Origin of the sequence: Sutterella sp. KLE1602 (genome assembly GCF_001578585.1) — a bacterium.
In the GTDB taxonomy this organism is placed as follows: Bacteria; Pseudomonadota; Gammaproteobacteria; order Burkholderiales; family Burkholderiaceae_F; genus Sutterella; species Sutterella wadsworthensis_A.
Map to the genome: position 1 here is coordinate 1 of NZ_KQ968568.1, position 16962 is coordinate 16962.

The 16962-nt window shown below is 63.6% G+C and carries 17 protein-coding genes; 9 read left to right on the forward strand and 8 right to left on the reverse strand.

Going from position 1 to position 16962, the window contains the following annotated elements; all coding sequences use genetic code 11:
* Positions 1–388 precede the first annotated feature (388 nt).
* On the forward strand, positions 389–1294 hold the full coding sequence (locus HMPREF3036_RS09620; RefSeq protein WP_051009039.1) for a DMT family transporter: 906 nt from the start codon (positions 389–391) through the stop codon (positions 1292–1294).
* Between the two features lie 192 nt (positions 1295–1486).
* Here the strand turns inward: HMPREF3036_RS09620 and HMPREF3036_RS09625 are convergent, their stop codons facing one another.
* The 4 genes from HMPREF3036_RS09625 to HMPREF3036_RS09640 form a co-directional block, all read right to left on the reverse strand.
* The gene (locus HMPREF3036_RS09625; protein ID WP_005435423.1) at positions 1487–2917 is read right to left on the reverse strand and encodes a C69 family dipeptidase; all 1431 of its coding nucleotides are present in this window, start codon (positions 2915–2917) and stop codon (positions 1487–1489) included.
* Between the two features lie 311 nt (positions 2918–3228).
* On the reverse strand, positions 3229–4365 hold the full coding sequence (locus HMPREF3036_RS09630) for a porin (RefSeq protein WP_082897452.1): 1137 nt from the start codon (positions 4363–4365) through the stop codon (positions 3229–3231).
* 268 nt (positions 4366–4633) lie between these two features.
* On the reverse strand, positions 4634–6166 hold the full coding sequence (locus HMPREF3036_RS09635; protein WP_062334031.1) for a flavocytochrome c: 1533 nt from the start codon (positions 6164–6166) through the stop codon (positions 4634–4636).
* Between the two features lie 174 nt (positions 6167–6340).
* Positions 6341–6694 carry a cytochrome c3 family protein gene (locus tag HMPREF3036_RS09640; protein WP_005435420.1) on the reverse strand — a complete coding sequence of 118 codons (354 nt, stop codon included), beginning with the start codon at positions 6692–6694 and terminating at the stop codon, positions 6341–6343.
* Positions 6695–6954: 260 nt separating this feature from the next.
* Between HMPREF3036_RS09640 and HMPREF3036_RS09645 the strand changes: the two genes are divergently transcribed.
* The gene (locus HMPREF3036_RS09645; RefSeq protein ID WP_062334034.1) at positions 6955–8805 is read left to right on the forward strand and encodes an ATP-dependent DNA helicase; all 1851 of its coding nucleotides are present in this window, start codon (positions 6955–6957) and stop codon (positions 8803–8805) included.
* A 98-nt stretch (positions 8806–8903) separates the two neighbouring features.
* On the opposite strand, the gene HMPREF3036_RS09650 is transcribed toward HMPREF3036_RS09645, so the two are convergent.
* Both HMPREF3036_RS09650 and HMPREF3036_RS09655 read right to left on the reverse strand, forming a co-directional pair.
* On the reverse strand, positions 8904–9335 hold the full coding sequence (locus tag HMPREF3036_RS09650) for a lipocalin-like domain-containing protein (protein WP_082897448.1): 432 nt from the start codon (positions 9333–9335) through the stop codon (positions 8904–8906).
* A gap of 252 nt (positions 9336–9587) precedes the next feature.
* The gene (locus HMPREF3036_RS09655) at positions 9588–10478 is read right to left on the reverse strand and encodes a KPN_02809 family neutral zinc metallopeptidase (protein WP_062334084.1); all 891 of its coding nucleotides are present in this window, start codon (positions 10476–10478) and stop codon (positions 9588–9590) included.
* 130 nt (positions 10479–10608) lie between these two features.
* Here HMPREF3036_RS09655 and HMPREF3036_RS12495 point away from each other — a divergent pair, with 130 nt between their 5' ends.
* From HMPREF3036_RS12495 to dsbI, 3 genes are all read left to right on the forward strand, one after another.
* Positions 10609–10743 carry a hypothetical protein gene (locus HMPREF3036_RS12495; RefSeq protein ID WP_255358825.1) on the forward strand — a complete coding sequence of 45 codons (135 nt, stop codon included), beginning with the start codon at positions 10609–10611 and terminating at the stop codon, positions 10741–10743.
* 270 nt (positions 10744–11013) lie between these two features.
* The gene (locus tag HMPREF3036_RS09660; RefSeq protein WP_062334041.1) at positions 11014–11664 is read left to right on the forward strand and encodes a thiol:disulfide interchange protein DsbA/DsbL; all 651 of its coding nucleotides are present in this window, start codon (positions 11014–11016) and stop codon (positions 11662–11664) included.
* Between the two features lie 202 nt (positions 11665–11866).
* Positions 11867–12535 carry a protein-disulfide oxidoreductase DsbI gene (gene dsbI / locus HMPREF3036_RS09665; protein ID WP_062334044.1) on the forward strand — a complete coding sequence of 223 codons (669 nt, stop codon included), beginning with the start codon at positions 11867–11869 and terminating at the stop codon, positions 12533–12535.
* 99 nt (positions 12536–12634) lie between these two features.
* On the opposite strand, the gene HMPREF3036_RS09670 is transcribed toward dsbI, so the two are convergent.
* A complete protein-coding gene (locus HMPREF3036_RS09670; protein WP_062334047.1) occupies positions 12635–12934 on the reverse strand; it encodes a type 2 periplasmic-binding domain-containing protein in 300 nt (99 codons plus the stop codon).
* A gap of 5 nt (positions 12935–12939) precedes the next feature.
* On the opposite strand from HMPREF3036_RS09670, the gene HMPREF3036_RS12500 reads away from it, so the two are divergent.
* The 4 genes from HMPREF3036_RS12500 (at position 12940) to HMPREF3036_RS09690 (ending at position 15745) form a co-directional block, all read left to right on the forward strand.
* Complete coding sequence (locus HMPREF3036_RS12500; protein ID WP_082897449.1) at positions 12940–13566, forward strand: aryl-sulfate sulfotransferase; 627 nt, start codon at positions 12940–12942, stop codon at positions 13564–13566.
* The gene (locus HMPREF3036_RS12505) at positions 13497–14318 is read left to right on the forward strand and encodes an aryl-sulfate sulfotransferase (protein WP_082897450.1); all 822 of its coding nucleotides are present in this window, start codon (positions 13497–13499) and stop codon (positions 14316–14318) included. The genes HMPREF3036_RS12500 and HMPREF3036_RS12505 overlap by 70 nt, the downstream gene beginning before the upstream one ends.
* A 167-nt stretch (positions 14319–14485) precedes the next feature.
* Positions 14486–15037 carry a phosphoribosyltransferase family protein gene (locus tag HMPREF3036_RS09685; protein WP_062334056.1) on the forward strand — a complete coding sequence of 184 codons (552 nt, stop codon included), beginning with the start codon at positions 14486–14488 and terminating at the stop codon, positions 15035–15037.
* A gap of 12 nt (positions 15038–15049) precedes the next feature.
* Positions 15050–15745 carry a 5'-methylthioadenosine/adenosylhomocysteine nucleosidase gene (locus HMPREF3036_RS09690; protein WP_005435383.1) on the forward strand — a complete coding sequence of 232 codons (696 nt, stop codon included), beginning with the start codon at positions 15050–15052 and terminating at the stop codon, positions 15743–15745.
* Between the two features lie 699 nt (positions 15746–16444).
* Here the strand turns inward: HMPREF3036_RS09690 and HMPREF3036_RS12355 are convergent.
* The coding region (locus HMPREF3036_RS12355) for an aryl-sulfate sulfotransferase (protein WP_231853621.1) at positions 16445–16962 on the reverse strand (518 nt) is incomplete at its 5' end.

Genomic DNA, 16962 nt, shown 5'->3' on the forward strand with positions numbered 1-16962 from the left:
ATAAAGCTTTCGACTTTAGTCGAGAGTTGTTTACCGGATACTTCAGTCGATCGGGACTGTAGAGGCGCTCGCGCATGTCGCGGTCCTTGAGGCAGGCGCGCAACTGACGCACCCTGCAGCCGTCCTTCACGGTGTTGTCGGTTTCGATGCGGATCACGGTGCCGTTCTTCGTGTACGCGCGCCATTTCGATGATGAACAACGCTCCAGCGTCTTTTGGAGGATTTCTTGACGGGAGGCAAGCGCAGGCCGCCGTCTTTACCGCCCGCAGGCTTGAGGATGACGATGGACGGGGCGTTTCGAGCGGCGGTGCATCGCGACGCTGTACAATGCCGCCTTGGTCCGGACGGACCGCCTTCTCACACGCACTCCAAGGAAAAGACAAGACAAATGACCTCAGTACGCCGCATGCTCACGGGCTTTCTTCTTGCCATCGCCGCAGGCTTCGGCTGGGGCTCCATGGGGGTGGCTGCTCAGGTCATGATGACGGACGGCGGCTTCACCGCCCAGGACCTCGTGGCGCTTCGCGTCTTCGGCGCGGGCGTGCTCCTCACGCTCATGACGCTCCTCACCGAAAGGGGCAGGGTCTCGAAGCTCTTCTCCGACATGGTTCTGCTGCGTGACGTCGTGATCTACGGCCTCGGCGTGCTGGCGACGCAGTTCACGTTCTTCCTTGCGATCCGTGATGCGGGCGCCGCCACGGCGGCCATCATGGTCATCACGGGTCCGCTCTTCGTGATAGGCTGGATCGCCGCCACGACCCGCAAGCCCGTCTCGATCCTCGAGCTCGCCGCCTTCTGCCTTGCCGCCACGGGCGTCGTACTCATCATCACAAAGGGCGACCTGAGCGTCGTCAACTTCTCATATTCGGGCGTCCTCTGGGGGCTTGCCTCCGCCGCCTGCGGCGCCTTCTGCACGTTGCAGCCGGGCAATGCCGTCAAGAAACTCGGCGTCAACGCCGTCGTGGGCTTCGGCATGCTCTTTGCGGGCATCGGCGCGCTCTTCGTCTATCCGCCCACGGAAATCGACGCCGTCTGGACTTGGGAGACCCTCGCGGGCTACCTCTACATCATCGTCGTGGGCACCGCGCTCGCCTTCGTCTGCTATCTGAAGAGCCTCGACTACGTCCCGCCCGCCGTCACCACCATCCTCGGCGCTTCCGAGCCCCTCACGGCCGTGATTCTCTCCGTCGTGCTGCTCGGCACCTCCTTCACGCCCGTCGAGAGCCTCGGCGCAGTCCTCATCTTCGCCACCGTCTTCATCCTCGCCATGAGGGAGGGGAGACGCAGGGCCTGATCCCGATCCTGTCTTCAACACCGCTCATTTGCTCCCGCTCAAGCGAAACCCGGCGACTGAGACAGAACCGACAGAAGCAAAAAATGGCTGGACTTCCGTTATGGAAATCCCGCCATTTTCAAGTGAGGCAGGCCGGGCATTCATCCCGCCCTCATGACAAGAAAGGCGGAAAGAGGCCGGCAAGCCCGGTGATCAGTCCTTGGCCTTGCGGTTGCGGAAGTACACGGCCTCCTGAATGTCGGTCGTGCGCTTCGTGAAGCAGTCGTCGAGAAGCGTTTCGCAGAGCTCTTCGCCTTCGGCGAGAACACGGAGATTGAAGTCGTTGAGGAGCTTCGCGGCGGCCTTTTCGTCTTCGGCATGAAGCTTGACGAACTCGGCTTCGAAGGCGGCCATGCGCGGGGCGAGGTCGGCCTCGAACTTGGCGAAGGCGGTCTTGACCATCGGGGCGAGGCCGGCGTAGTCGGTCATGACGAGCGTCTGAAGCCTGCGGAACTTCCAGTAGACGGAACGGCGGTCGCAGTGGTCCGTGCCGCAACCGTAGTGTTGGGGAACAGCCTCGAGGCCCTGGTAGAACGGCAGGTAGACGGAGAGGTCGGCCATGCCGAAAGCGAGGTGGATCAGGCATCCGATGGCCTGCGGGAGCCACGGACGGACCTGCATGATGTGGGACTCGTACGTGCGGAACACGCTGATCGGGCGCCAGGGCTCGTCGCCGCGCAGACCGAACTGGTACGGGTCATGCTCGGACATGTCGTAGTGATTGCGCATCAGGGCCTTGAGATCGTCGACCGTGATGGGCTTTTCGGGCGTGAGATAGACCTCGAAATTGCGGCCATCGTCGACGGGCTGCTCGACGGACGGATTGAGGTGCTTCTGCATGATCCAGACGCGCGGGTCGTTGTAGACGCGGTCACGCTCGTCGTTGCGGGTGTAGGCGGCGGCGAAGTCGAAGGGACCTTCCTCGGGGTTCCAGAAGCCGTGCTCCTTCGCCCAGCTCATGACCGTGGGCGAGCCCATCATGTCCTCGCGTTCCGGATCGTATTCGCGCAGGCGGCCCTGGTTGCCCGTGGCCATGTACTTGTCGGCCGGGGTGCGGTGGGCGATCCACTGGTGGCCCGTGCCGGTCTCGAGGTACCAGACCTCCTTGCTGTCGACGAAGCCGACGCCGAAGCCTTCACCGCAGCCGGCCTCCTCGATGATGCGGCCCAGAAGCGCGCACGCTTCGCGGGCGGTCGTGCAGCGGGAGAGCAGAACGTCGGGAATGTCGTCCTCGGTGATGCCGGAGGCCTTGTTGTACGGGTCGATCGCGAGCGCGTCGTCGCGGGCGAAGATGGACTCGGTGCCGGTGAGGCCCACGCCCGCTTCGTTGAAGCCCACGGCGCCGTGGAGCTGGGTCTGCCAGTTCGGCACGGTCGTGAAGCGCATGCTGTGGGCGGGCTGGGGCCATTCGAAGGCGGTGGCGCCCTTGTGGTCCTGCGTGCGGTACATCGAGCCTTCGGGCCATTCGCGCGCTTCGTGAATCACGAAGTGCTGGGCCTTGAGGGCGCTGCTGTCAGCGCTGCGGGCAAGAAGGAAGGAGCCGTCGGCCGTGGCCTTTTCTCCGACAATGACGGAAGTGCACATCTTGGATGTCCTCAGAAAATGCGCCGGCCCGAAAGGGAGAAAGACCGGCATTCAGGGCGCATATTTTAGGCGGCACCCTCTGAAACCGCCATCGGCGTTTACCTGAGGTTTCCAAGGGAAAACCATCTGCAACGCCCGTCCGGACGGCAATCCGGAAGACAGGCCCCATAGGGCGGATGACGACAAGGGACGAAGGAGGTGAACGAAAAAAGGGCCCGCCCCGCTTCCCCTCTGCATATACAAAGGGAAGGCGAAGAACGAGCCCTTTTGGGAGAAACCGCGTTCCCCGGGAAGAGGAACACGGGCTCTCATCAGAAGCGGTGGACGATGCCGGTCGTGAACTCGTAGCCGTTGGGCTTGGCTTCGGTCGTGCCGTTCTCGACCTTCTCCTGAGACCAGCCGGTCATGGCGTAGACGGCGGTGCGCTTGGAGAGGGCGTAGTCGTAGCCGAGGGCGGCGATCACGCGCTTGAAGTCGACGTTGTCCTTGTTGTCCATGTCGCGGTAGGCGACCTGGGCCTTGGCGACGCCGCCCATGGCGGGCACGTTCACGCCGAGGCTCACGCCGTAGCCGTCGACAAAGCCGTAGCCCTTATTCTCGGTGACGGCCATGATGCCGTCGTATCCGACACCGGCACGCGGCCAGGCCTTGAGTTCCTGATCGCCGAAGAACTGCGTGAAGGCGAGGACCTTGACGCCGCCGTCGAACGTATAGTTGCCGCCGAAGGTGACGGTCCAGCCGTCATCCTTGCTGGCGGCGGTGCCAGTGCGGTACGTGCCGTACATCGTGGTGTCGGCGACGAGCACGGCCTCAAGAGCCCCGGCCTTGTAGCGTGCGGCGAGAGAGGCGTAGCGGTCGGATTCGCCGCCGTGGCCTTCGACGCCGCCCTTGGAGGAGTCGTTCTTGAAGGAGTACATGGCGTAGCCCGTGAAGCCCGCAACGGTCGGGGTCACGTAGCTGAGCGCATTGTCGACGCGCGTCCAGGAGGAGGCGGTCACGTGGCCGGAGCCGAAGGCCTTCGTGTAGTTCGCAAAGAGCGGGTCGATGGCGCGGAAGAGACCGTCGGCGCCGAGCGTGCTGCCGAAGACGGGCATCAGGCCGGCGGAGAGCTTGCCGAACGGACCGACGAGGTCGACGTGGGCTTCGCGACCGAAGAGCTTGCCGCCCTGGTCGAGACTGCCGTCGTCGGACTTGATGCCGGACTCGAGCACGAAGGCCACCTTGTAACCGTTGCCGAGGTCTTCAGAACCCTTGAGACCGAAGCGGGAGCCGAATTCCTTTGCGTTCTCCATCGAGAAGGAGTTCACACGGTCGTGGCCGGCAATGTCGGCGTCGCTCGACACGAAGGAGAGGCTGGTGTCGATGAGGCCGTAGACCTGGACGTCAGCGGCCTGAGCGCCCATGGCCGCAGCGGCCACGGAAAGGGCGAGAAGAGACTTCTTCATCATGATGTTCATTTCCTAATGGGTTGAAAAGCGGAATGCGCTTTGAGTCAGGAGGGCGCTTCGCCTCTCCTGCGGGCAGGACGGAATAATACAGTATCAACGAGTACTTTTGTTGTTCTCTTTAATTCCCGCCTGACCTCCGGCATTCCTTCCGCCGTTTTCGGGCGGGAACGGGCGCCGCGTCCGACCGGACGAAACGCCCGTCGATCCCTGCACGCGGGAGGTCTCAGGCTTCCCGCTCGCAGGGCGCATCTTCAGGCGTTGACCGGGATCAGGCCTTCTTGAAGGCATCGCGGGCTGCGATGCGGCCGAAGATCATGCAGTCGGCAACGGCGACGGTGCCGAGACGAACCATGCCGTGGACGCCGCCCGTGGCTTCGCCGGCGGCATAGAGGCCCTTGATCGGAGTGCCGCGCACGGACATGACCTGGGCATGCTCGTTGATCTCAAGGCCGCCCATGCAGTGGTGGACGCGCGGCCAGAGGCGAACGCCGTAGAAGGGACCCTTGTCGTTGACGCTGGCGCCCTTGAAGAACATGCAGTCGAACTCGGGGTCCTTCATGGCCTTCATGTAGCCGTTGAAGGTCTCATTGGTCTTCTCGAGCGTCGCGTAGTCGATGCCGTAGCCGGCAGCGAGGTCCTTGAGCGTGTCGAACTTCTTGACGACGCCGGTCTTGAGGGCGTGCTCCCAGAGCTTGTCGGTCATGTTGTGGCCGACGATGGCGTTCATGACGTTGGCTTCGCAGGTGTAGATGACGCAGGGGTGGCCGATGGCGACGATGGCGTCGGCGCGGACCTTGCGGTTGCCCGTTTCCTTGATGAAGCGCTTGCCGGTGGCCGGGTCGACCATGGGCCCGAGGCCGACGCAGGACTCGACGAAGAGCGGAGCCACGCCAAAGCCCTTTTCATCGGGCGAGGTCCACGGACCGAGCTGGATCCAGTCCATCTGGACGGTGTTGGCGCCGATTTCCTGGGCCTGCATGATCATTTCGCCCGTGGCGCCCGGATGGTTCGTGGAGGTGAACTTGTCCGTGAGGCGCGGGTCCTGGCTCATGCGGTACTTGACGTTCTGAGCGAAGCCGCCGGCGGCGATCAGCACGCCCTTCGTGGCGCGCACGTAGAGGACCTTGCCGGAATTCTCGCGGCCGAAGCGATAGCCCTGGCGGGCCTTGACGCCGATGACTTCCTTCTTGTCGTTGACGATGATTTCGTCGACGATGAAGCGAAGGCGCGGCTCAATGCCGAATTCCTTGAGCTTGGCGAGCATCGGAAGAATGAAGCCGGAGCCGGAGTTGTTCGTCACGGCGTGCGAACGCTTGACGGAGTGGCCGCCGTGGTAGGTTACGGCCTTGAACTGGACGCCGATGTCGTCGCGCAGCCACTTGAAGTTGGCGACGGATTCATCGGCGATGCGGCGGGCGAGGGCGGGATGGCAGAGGCCGCCGCCCGCCTTCATGATGTCCGCAAAAAGAAGGTCGGCGGAGTCCTTGATGCCTTCCTTTTCCTGCATGTCGGTGCCGGCGGCCGCGACGGCGCCGCCGTTGATGATGGAGTTGCCGCCTGGCGTGCTCATCTTGTCGACGAGCATGATTTCCTCCTTCTTCGCGCCGAGGTAGTGCGCCTCGAGGGCGGCGGCGCAGCCGGCAAAGCCGGTGCCGACGATGAGAAGACCCGTAGTTTCGTCCCACTTCTGCGGCGCTTCGGTCGAGAAGGCGGGAGCGGAGACGGCGGCGGCAGCGGCAGCGGAGGCTGCGCCGAAGAGGGCGCCGGTCTTGAGGAACTGGCGGCGGGACTGGTTGGTCATGCTGATACTCCTTTTCATGAGTGATGGTCGCGGGACGGACCTCCGTGTGCGGCGGAGGCTCCCGCCGTCCTGCGGCTGGTCGGCCGTCAGGACGCGGTGAAGATCATCGGGCGTTCGAGGGACGGTCCCGTCAATCCGGGCCCGAAGCGATGCCTGTCAATGCCTTTCAGCGCCTCAGGGCACCTTGAAGCCGAACTGGTGGCACTGGTCGCAGAAGTTCTCCGTTTCGCCGTGCATGTAGTGGCAGTTCGTGCAGTCAAGCTGGTCCTGATAATGCGGGGAGACGTGCGGATTCGTCGGCTTGACGTCCTTCGTCTTCTCAACGAGGTCCTTCGTGTTGTGGCACTGCGTGCACGTCTTGATGTCGGGCGTGGCGGGATTGGCCTTGTCGGGGCCGTGGCAGGTCTCGCAGGTGAGACCCATCGCCGCATGACGGTCGGCACCGAACTTTCCGTCGGCGGCAGAGGCGGTGCCCGCAGCCATGAGGGCGGTCATCATCAGGGCGGCAAGCGTCTTGAAATTTGTCATTAAAATCTCCTGTAGGGGCGGATGGTTCATGGGGGCCGAGCGCCCTGTTCGAGTGAATCCTAGTCCATTAAGCCTGCCTTAAGACGCGCCGACTGAGCCAACTTAGGGTAAGCCTCCATCGAAAGTCCCCACTAGTTGGGTGTTCTCCATCAGGGTTCCTCCGAATAAAGAACCAGAAAAACCGCCGTTCGTGTTGCTTTTCCGCCACACGCCGTTTCGAGAGGAGATGCGCTTCGCAGGGCTTGCGAAGCGAGACCGTCATGCCGCATCCGAAGCCTGCCGAAGGAAACGTTGCGCTCATCAGTCCGCCTGAGGGCGCCGTCGCCGCCGCTTCGCCCGCGCCCGAAGCAGACGACCGCTGGGTCTGGTTTGAGGACGAGCACGGCGAGCGCTTTCGCGTCCCGCGCTCCTGGGTTCAGGGCGCGCCTGCGGACGCGAGCAATGCAGGCGGATCGGCCGAAGAGGCGGACCCGGACGAGGCGGGCGGAATCCACATCAAGAATCCGACGCTCTCGCGCATGTTCGAAGGCGTGCGGCTCACCTCCGGTCAGGCCTCGCTCGTTCCGAAGCTTCAGGCGTTTCTTGACGACGACGAAGCGCGGATCTTCATACTTCGCGGCTATGCGGGCACGGGGAAGACCTTCCTGATGAAGGGCGTCGTCGACTATCTTTCGGCCGTCAACCGCTCCGTGCACCTCATGGCGCCCACGGGCCGCGCGGCCAAGGTGCTCTCGACGAGAACGTCCCGCAGCGCCTCGACAATCCACCCACACCTCTACTCGCCCCGCGACCAGGACGATCCAGACGACGAGGACTTCACGCTCGTGAGCGACCTCACGTCAAACACGGACGAACTCGACGCGGTCTACGTCGTCGACGAGGCCTCGATGGTCTCCGACCGCGAGACGCAGAATCCGCTCCTACAGTTCGGCTCGGGCCGCCTTCTCGCCGACCTCCTGCACTTTCTCGAGGACGCCCCCTGCGCGCACCGCAGGCACATCCTGTTCGTGGGCGACGCCGCGCAGCTCCCGCCCGTCGGCATGACCGTCTCGCCCGCGCTCTCTCCCGTGCACCTCGAGGAGGAATTCGGCCTGAAGCCCTCGGAGCACACGCTCACCGACATCGTCCGCCAGAAGCAGGACTCGGGAATTCTCGCGCTCGCGACTGCACTCCGAACGGGACTCAAAAACAAGATCTACGCGCTTCCAAGGCTTCCTGCGGACGTTCCCGACGTAGAGCGGATCGATGCGCGCGACATGGCGCGCCTCTGCTGGGAGGTCATGGGACGGCGCATCACACGCGACGCCGTCATGATCGCGCAGACGAACGTGCGCGCCCAGCAGCTCAACCGCGCCTTCAGGCGGCTGCAGTTTCCGGGCGTCGAGGAGCTCGCCGCGGGAGACAAGCTCATGGTAATCCTCAACACGCACATGCACGGCGAATTCATCTGCAACGGCGACTTCTGCCAGGTGCTCCGCACGGGAGCGCGCACCAGGCGCAGCGTCTCCTTCCGCGTGAAGACCGGCCCCGCAGGGAAGGGCAGGCGCCTCGTGAACCTCGACCTTGAGTTCCAGAGCGTCACGCTCAGGCTTCGCGGCAATACGGGCGAGTGCTTCGAGGTCTCCTGCATGATCCTTCTCAACCAGCTCGAGCCCGACGACCTGCCCGACATGACGCTTCTCCTTCGCGCCCTCCTGGCCGACTTCAAGAACCGCTTCCCGAGGCTCAGGCGCGGCACGAAGGACTGGCAGGACGCGCTCGCCGAAGACCCGTTCGTCAACGCGCTTCACGTCCGCTACGGCTACGCCGTCACCTGCCACAAGTCCCAGGGCGGCGAATGGCCGCACGTCTTCGTCGACTGCGCATGGACGGGACCGAGATCCTCGGCCGACTACTTCCGCTGGCTCTACACCGCAGTGACGCGCGCCAGACAGAAGCTCCATCTCGCCCACTATCCGAAGCACGCCTACGACGACCCGAACGAAGTCCTTCCCGTGCCCGACGACGCCTGGCCCCGGCAATGGCAGGCCGAGCTTCCCGCAAGACATCCCGGCGAAGACCTCGAGACGTTCGCGCTCGAGCTTCCCGAAGACAACGGCGAAGTCTTCTGACGCCCACGGAAAAACAGGCGGCCGCATTTCTGCAGCCGCCTGCGCTCCCTGAACCCGCCTCTTCGGACAAAAGAGGCGTTCCTGGCAAAAGCCTGCGTCTATTCCTCTCGAACCGGCGCCCAGTAGGTCTTGTAGACGCCGCCCCGCTGAAGGACGAGCTTCTTCTTCGAGACCATCACGACGTTCCAGACCTCCTCGAACGGGAAGGTCCCGCCGTTGCCGATGCTCTTGCCCCTCAGGGTGAGCTTTCGGTCAGCAACCTGCCAGCTCTCGTACTTGAGCGTCGCCATGTTGACGGACTCGGCCGAGCCGCCCTCGTCAAGGATGAAGCCCTGCTGCCTGCCGAACTGGGCGGGCACGGGCTCGAGCCACGTAGTGACGTAGAGCGGCATCATCTGCCTGTCGATTCCCTCGCTCATGGCCTTCTTCTCGATCGCGACGGCCTCCTCGGGCGTCGCGGGACTGCCTGCGCATCCTGCGAGCACAAGGGCGGCTGCGGGCAGGGCAAGAAGCATTGTTCTTCTCATCATGGCTTTCCTCCTGTCGTCACGGGCATTCGGTCGCTCCCTGCGGCACGCTGCGCCGCATGAGGAGCCTCATGTCTTCATCCTACCGCTCATTGACGCTCCGCGTGCCGCAAAGTCAAAAGGTGCAACAGTTGCAATGCTTCAGGATGCTGCCGTTTTTGAAATCATCCTCTCGCCGAACCATCTCCCTGAAAGCAAATCGGGCCCGCGGTCAGAAGGCCTGCGGACCCGAAATGCAGATGAAAATGTCGAAGGCTAGAGCTTGTCCGCCTGCCAGGTGTTGCAGACGTTGGGATTGCCGCTCTTGAAGCCCTTCTTGAACCAGTTGAGGCGCTGGAGCGACGTCCCGTGCGTGAAGCTGTCGGGCACGACGCGGCCCGTGGCCTCCTTCTGCAGGCGGTCGTCGCCGATGGCCGTGGCGGTCTTGAGCGCCTCCTCAAGGTCGCCCGCCTCGAGAATCCCGCGCTTTTCCATGAAATGGCCCCAGACGCCCGCGAAGCAGTCGGCCTGAAGCTCCATCTTGACCTGAAGGGCGTTGGCCTCCTTCTTCGTCACGCGCTGTTGGAGCGTCTGAACCTGCTCGGAAATGCCGAGCACGGTCTGCACATGGTGCCCGACCTCATGGGCGAGCACGTATCCGAGCGCAAAGTCGCCGCCTCCGCCAAGCTTCTTCTGCATGTCGTTGTAAAAGCTCAGGTCAAGGTAGACCTTCCTGTCGGCCGGACAATAGAAGGGCCCCATCGCCGACTGGCCGTAGCCGCAGGCGGTCGAGGTGCTGCCCGTGTAGAGCACGAGCTTCGGGTGCGGATACCTTTCGCCCGTGGCGCGGAAGATCTCGGTCCAGACGTCCTCCGTCGTCTTGAGCGCAACGCGGGAGAACTTCGCGAGCTCCTCCTCGGCGGCCGTGCCCTTGTAGGGCGCCGAAGCCGTCGTCTGCGTCTCGACAGGGAAGGGCTCACCCGTCAGCAAAGGCGTGAGGTCGATCCCGTAGTAGCCCGCCACGAGCACCACGATCACCACGGCCAGCCCCGTCTTGCCGCGAAGCGGAATGCCGCCGCGGGTGCGAAAGCCTCCCGAACGGCCCATGCCGCCCATGCCCCTGCGGTCCTCGACCGACGAGCTTTCCTCAAGATCCTGCCAGCGCATGAAAAGACCTCCCTGAAGCATCAAACGCATTCCGAATTGTAGCCCGCATCGCGATGACCTTCCGACGGGAACCCTCGCCACGCACCGCGCCGCCCGCGGAGCGCCTCCGGACAGCTTTCGCGGCAGCCTCATGTATTACTACAACCTCTCAAAGCGCACCCAGCTCTACGCGGGCGCCTCCTACGCGAACGGTCACGACCTCCTTGACGACGTCGACCGCTTCAACCAAGTCTTCGCTTCGGGCGGCCTCACGTACCGCTTCTGACATTCCCGTTCTCTTTGAGACATTCGGACCGCCGCCGGCCGCTTCGTGCCGACGGCGGTCCTTTCGCTTCATGCGGTCTGAGGGCGGAAGAGGCGGGGCCTTTTGTATTTTCTGCAACAAGGCCTTGCACAACCTGCCGTGCGTACTTGGAAAAGTCACAATAGCCCGAATAAAAGGGGAGGTCTAAACTCGCAGTCATGGTTCAGGCGAGCCCCGCACACATCCGACGTTCCGCCGACCACCCGTCACCCATCTGGAGAAAACTCACAAATGTTCAAGAAGACTCTGCTTGCCGTCGGCCTCTCTCTCTTTGCCGCTGCTTCCATGGCCGCCACGGAAGGCACCGACTACGTCAAGCTCGAAAAGCCGATGGTCAACGCCGAAGGCAAGCTCACCAAGATCTTCAGCTACGACTGCCCGTTCTGCTTCAAGTATGACGTCGGCGTCGACCCGAAGGTTCTGCCGCGCATTGAAAAGGAAACCGGCCTTGCCTTCAACCCGATCCATCTCGAAACCAAGGGCAAGTACGGCCGCATCGGCAGCGAATTCCTCGCCATGTGCCTCCTCAGGGACAAGGCCGCAGGCGTCTCCGTTGAGTCCAAGGACTCTCTTTTCAAGAAGGCCAAGGACGCCGTCTACGTCGCCTATCACAAGAAGGGCGAACGCTGGACTTCCGGCGAAGCCGCCTTCCTCAAGACCATGACCGACGCCACGGGCATCAGCGCCGATGAGTTCGCCAAAGCCAAGAACGATCCGGCCGTCAAGGCGATGTGCGACGAATGGAAGCTCTCCTACGACGTCGCCAAGATCCAGGGCATCCCGGCCTACGTCGTCAACGGCAAGTACCTGATCATGACGAAGAGCATCCGCAGCCTCGACGGCATGGTCGAGCTCGTCAAGGAACTCAAGGACATGAAGTAAGCCCTGCCGCTCCGCCTTCGCGGAGCAGGGCCCGACAGGTTCTCCCTGGGCGGGAGGGACGGCGGTACGTCCGTCTCTCCCGTTTTTCGTCTTCGGATTTCGTCTCCCCGACACCCGACATTTTCGCACCCGACAGGGTCCGAAAAGGGCAAGGGACTGTGCCGGAATCTTTTTCGGCCATCAACAAAAGGATTTTTTCATCATGATCAAATTCATGAAGGGGCTCGGGTCTGATCCCGTCCGCACGCTCGCCGACTGGCAGGACTCCCGCTGGCCCTGGGGCATCATCGCGTTTGCGATGGTCGCCATGGTTCTTCTCGCGCACTATGTCTTTCAGGACTGGATGCACATGCTGCCCTGCGAGCAGTGCGTCTACATCCGCTACGGCAACCTTGTGATGGCGCTCGGCTGCGTCATCGCCATGATCGACCCGAAGGCCGTCTGGGCGAAGCTCGTCGGCTTCGTGATCACGATCTACGGCCTCGTCTACACGATCATCTGCTCGGTCAAGCTCATCGGCATTCATGACGCCGTGCACTCCGACGATCCGGAAGCGATGTTCGGCATGCAGGGCTGCTCGACCGAGCCGCACTTCCCGTTCGGCCTTCCGCTGGAAAAGTGGGCTCCGGACTGGTTCCAGCCCACGGGCGACTGCGGCTACGACGCGCCGGTGGTCCCCGACGGCGTTGAGCTCGGCGCCCTGCAGCGCTGGTTCATCGAGCTCTACCAGTCCTACGACGGCTGGTACCTGATCCCGCAGTGGAAGTTCATGGACATGGCCTCCTGCTGCCTCCTCGCCTGCATCGTCGCGGCCGCCTTCATCGCCGCCATGCTCTTCGGTTGGGGCGCCCGCCTCACGAAGAAGGCGTAATCGAACCCGAACCCGGGCGTGAAACGGGCCGTCGGCGAAAGCCGGCGGCCCGTTTCTTCGTGCGGCGTCTTCGTGCCTTTTCGTCGTGCGGCCTTCCGATCAGCCTTCCGGCCTGCGCGCGCCGCCCGCGCAGGCTTCTTGCGCCGAGGCGCTTCTGAGCATCGCGATGAGCCACATCAGGGCCGGATCGCCCGAGGCGTTCTCGTGCCAGATCACGCGCCGCTCGTAGCGGCCCGCCAGCCCGGGCGGCAGCGGCAGGATCTCGATCGGCAGGTACCGGGCGAGCATGCGGGCGTTCTTCTCGAGGATCTTCGCCGTGGCGTCCGTCTCGAGCACGATCCAGGGCGCGGCGAGAAAGTAGGGCATCGTGATGCGGGCGCCCTCGCGCTCGTGCGCCATGCAACATCACCGCGCTCCCGCAGCCCAAGGTCACGAAGCTCGATGCCGCCTTCCGCGACCGTCTCTATCTCGTCAACTCCGGCACCCGTCCGCCCAAGGGCTCCGAAGTGAACTGGATCATGCCCAAGACGCCGCAGATGAGCAAGAGCGCCGCCAATCCCTCGGGCGGCTCGCTCGCCTTCGAGACGATCCCGCTCAACTACGTCGTCGACACGCAGGGCGAGTTCCGCTGGTGGCTCGAACCGCAGGCCATCTACGACGGCATCAACTACGACATCGCCGACCGCGGCTACGCCATGGGCTTCTTCCCGACGAAGTCGGGCACCTACACCTTCGTGCAGGGCCAGCGCTGGATCGAGATGAATCTCGCGGGCCGCATCGTCGCCAAGCATCCGCTGCCGCCGGGATACATCGACCTGAGCCACGCCTCATGGGAAATGCCCAACGGTAACATCCTCCTTCGCGCCGCCAAGTACCGCTACCATCGTCCCGACGGCCAGATCGTGCAAAGCGTGCGCGACTTCATCATCGAGGTCGACCGCTCGGGCAACGTGATCGACGAATGGGACCTCAACACCATCCTCGACCCGACGCGCTCATCAAGAACCTCGACCTCGGCGCCGTCTGCATGAACGTCGACCTTGACGCCCAAGGCAAGGCTGTGGGCGTCGAACCGCTCGCGCCCTTCGGCGACGCCGCCGGCGTCGGCACGGGCCGCAACTGGGCCCACGTCAACTCCGTCGCCTACGACGAGTCCGACGACTCGATCATCATCTCCGCCCGCCATCAGGGCGTCATGAAGATCGGCCGCGACAAGGAGGTGAAGTGGATCCTCGCGCCGTCCGAAGGCTGGAAGAACGGTCTTGAAAAGAAGCTCCTCAAGCCGGTCGACAAGGACGGCAGGCCCCTCAAGTGCTCGTCGACGGGCGACTGCGAGGGCGGCTTCGACTTCACTTACACGCAGCACGCCGCATGGCCTCGCGCCTCGAAGAACGGCACCATCGTCGTCTTCGACAACGGCCAGGTCCGTCACTACGAACAGCCCGCGCTGCCCGAGATGAACTACTCGCGCGTCGTCGAATACAAGATCGACCCCAAGACCATGACCGTGAAGCAGACCTGGGCCTACGGCAAGGACCGCGGCTACGAAAGCTTCGCGCCCATCACGTCCAACGCCGCCTATCAGGCCGACAAGGACACGATGTTCGGCTTCTACGGCTCCGTGGGCCTCTTCGACCAGACGAAGGGCACCATCGGCCGCCTGCAGGAAGTGGACTACAAGACGGGCGACGTCAAGGTTGAAATCGACGTCTACAACAACAAGGCGTCAGCCCCGCACTATCAGGGCCACATCATCGACCTGAAGCAGGCCTTCGCCAAGTAACGCGAATCCGCGTCACGTGAAGGAGGGGAGACGCCGTCGGCGGTGTCTCCCCTTTCCTTCCTTCGCGGTCCGCACCGCACGAAGTCCCGCCGACTTTGTACAATACCCGTCGCACGCCGGACGCTTCCGGCACCCTTCATCGCACAATCTCCTAGCGGAGTCCTCAGATGCATTATCCGATCGAAGTCGCCGGCCTCAAGCGCGACCTGCCTCTCTTTCCCATTTCCGACGAGCTGCAGATCGCAGCCTTCATCATGCTCGGCGATCAGGAGCTCACCGTTGCCTGCGCCTCGGCCCTCCTTGAAAAGGCCCCCGAGTACGACTACATGCTGACGGCCGAAGCCAAGGGCATCCCGCTCATTCACGAAATGGCCCGCCAGGCCGGCGCCGCGCGCTACTTCGTCGCCCGCAAGAAAATGAAGCTCTACATGGGCGAGGCCCTTGAGGTCGACGTCCAGTCGATCACGACCGCCGGCATGCAGAAGCTCTTCCTCACGGAAGAGGACGCCGCCCTCATGAAGGGCAGGCGCATTCTCATCGTTGACGACGTCATCTCCACGGGCAAGTCCCTTGAAGCCCTCGAGAAGCTCGTTGAAAAGGCGGGCGGCATCGTCGTCGGCCGCGCCGCGGTCCTCGCCGAGGGCGAAGCCGCCGAGCGCACCGACATCACCTTCCTTGAACCCCTCCCGCTCTTCAACAAGGCGGGCGAAGCCATCTGAGGAGGCAGACACATGCAGATCACCGGCATCATCGGCGCGATGGACGTCGAAGTCGCGATTCTTCGCAGCATGATGAAGAACGCCCGCACCGAAACCGTCTCGGGCATCGACTTCATCATCGGCAGCCTCGAGGGCAGGCGCGTCGTCCTCGCCCGCAGCGGCGTGGGCAAGGTCTTCGCGGCCCTCTGCGCCCAGACCATGATCCTCAAGTTCGGCGTCACCGAGATCGTCAACTCGGGCGTTGCGGGCACGCTCACGCCCGAGCTCCACATCGGCGACGTGGCCATCTCCACGGCCTGCGTCCAGCACGACATGGACACCTCCGCCGTCGGCGACCCCGTGGGCCTCATCTCCGGCATCAACATGATCGAGCTCCCCGCCGACACGAAGATCGCCGACGAGCTCGACCGCGTCTGCGCCGCCGCCAACGTCAACCACCGCCTCGGCGTCATCGCCTCGGGCGACCAGTTCGTCCACACGACCGAGCGCCGCGTATGGATCGTCTCCACCTTCAACGCTTCCGCCGTCGAAATGGAGGCCGCCGCCATCGCTCAGGTCTGCTTCGTCAACAAAATCCCGTTTGCCGCCATCCGCGTCATCTCCGACGAGGCTAGCGGCGACGTCAAGATCGACTACATGACCTTCGTGAAGGCCGCTGCCGCAACGTCCTCCGACATCGCGCTCAGGTGGCTGCGCGCCCGCGCCTGAGGCATTACGTTCTCGTTCGGGTACTAATTGGGAAAGGCTCCGGATCCGTGAGGATGCGGAGCCTTTCCTTCGTCCGTCGAAAATCGCCGCCTGAAGGGCCTTGGGATCGGTGCCGTGGAGCTTCGCGAGCGCCTCGACGATTTCGGAACGCCTGACGGTGCCCTCGCGGTAGGCGGCCTTGAAACTTTCGGCATGAGCGGTCGTCTCTTCGGAGCAGAAGGTGAACGGATAGTTCGGATGCTCGCGGGTGCCCTTGGCCAGAACGGCGAGCTGTGCGTCGGCACGGGTGCGGCGGTCGGCGAGTTCGTTCAGGAAGCTACTGCCGGTCTTCGGGGCGACCGCAATGCCTTCGGAGAAGGCGTAGTCCGCAAAGAAGCTCGCGGGACCCTCGCCCTTTGGCCCGCAGGACGGACGGGAAGGGCGCCAGTTAACCGCACCCGTCACGTTCGACGCCAGAACTGTGTAAAAAAGGGAGGCTCCAGTCGGAGCCTCCCTTTCCTTCCTGCGGACGCGTGCTCAGGCGAGGATCCCGAGCCGACGGTGCTCTTGCAGTTTGAAGAAAAGGCCGCCCGAATCCCTGCGCTCGTGTGCGGCGCGGAGCGGTCGACGAAAAAAGGAGCGGCCGTGAAGCCGCCCCTTCGGGCCGTCCCCTTCAGCCGTCGGTGGACGGGAAGGGGACTCGTCAGGCAGTCGGGCGGATTATTTGCCGGGCTTGATTTCCTGGCTGAAGGCCTTTTCAACCGAGAACGGCCAGGCCTGGTAGCCCGTGCAGTCCTTGAGCTGAATTTCGACGGCAGGCGTCGTTTCGCCCCAACGGAATTCCATGATGGTCGGGTTGGGAGCGGAGGCGAACGCACCGGTCTTCAGGTCGTAGAGCGCGCCGGCGGTGGCCGAGTACATGACGATGGAGTCATGGTCGGGCTGGTACTCGACGAGCGAGGTCACGGCGGAGAAGAGTTCGTGGCCGCGTTCCTTGCCGAATTCCCAGACCTGTTCGACGGTCTTCTTCTTTTGGTCGATCTTGTAGACGACGGCGCGGGAGTACTTCATGTCGGGCAGAGCCGGCTGTTCCATGCCGCGGGCGTCGCCGTTGTCGAAGGCGGAGACGTAGATGATGTCGCCCTTGGACTTTTCATCGATCTTGAAGGCCGTGTGCTGCGTCCACGTCCAGTCGAAGTCGCCCTCGCAGGTCGAGCCTTCACAGGTGATCGGCTTGC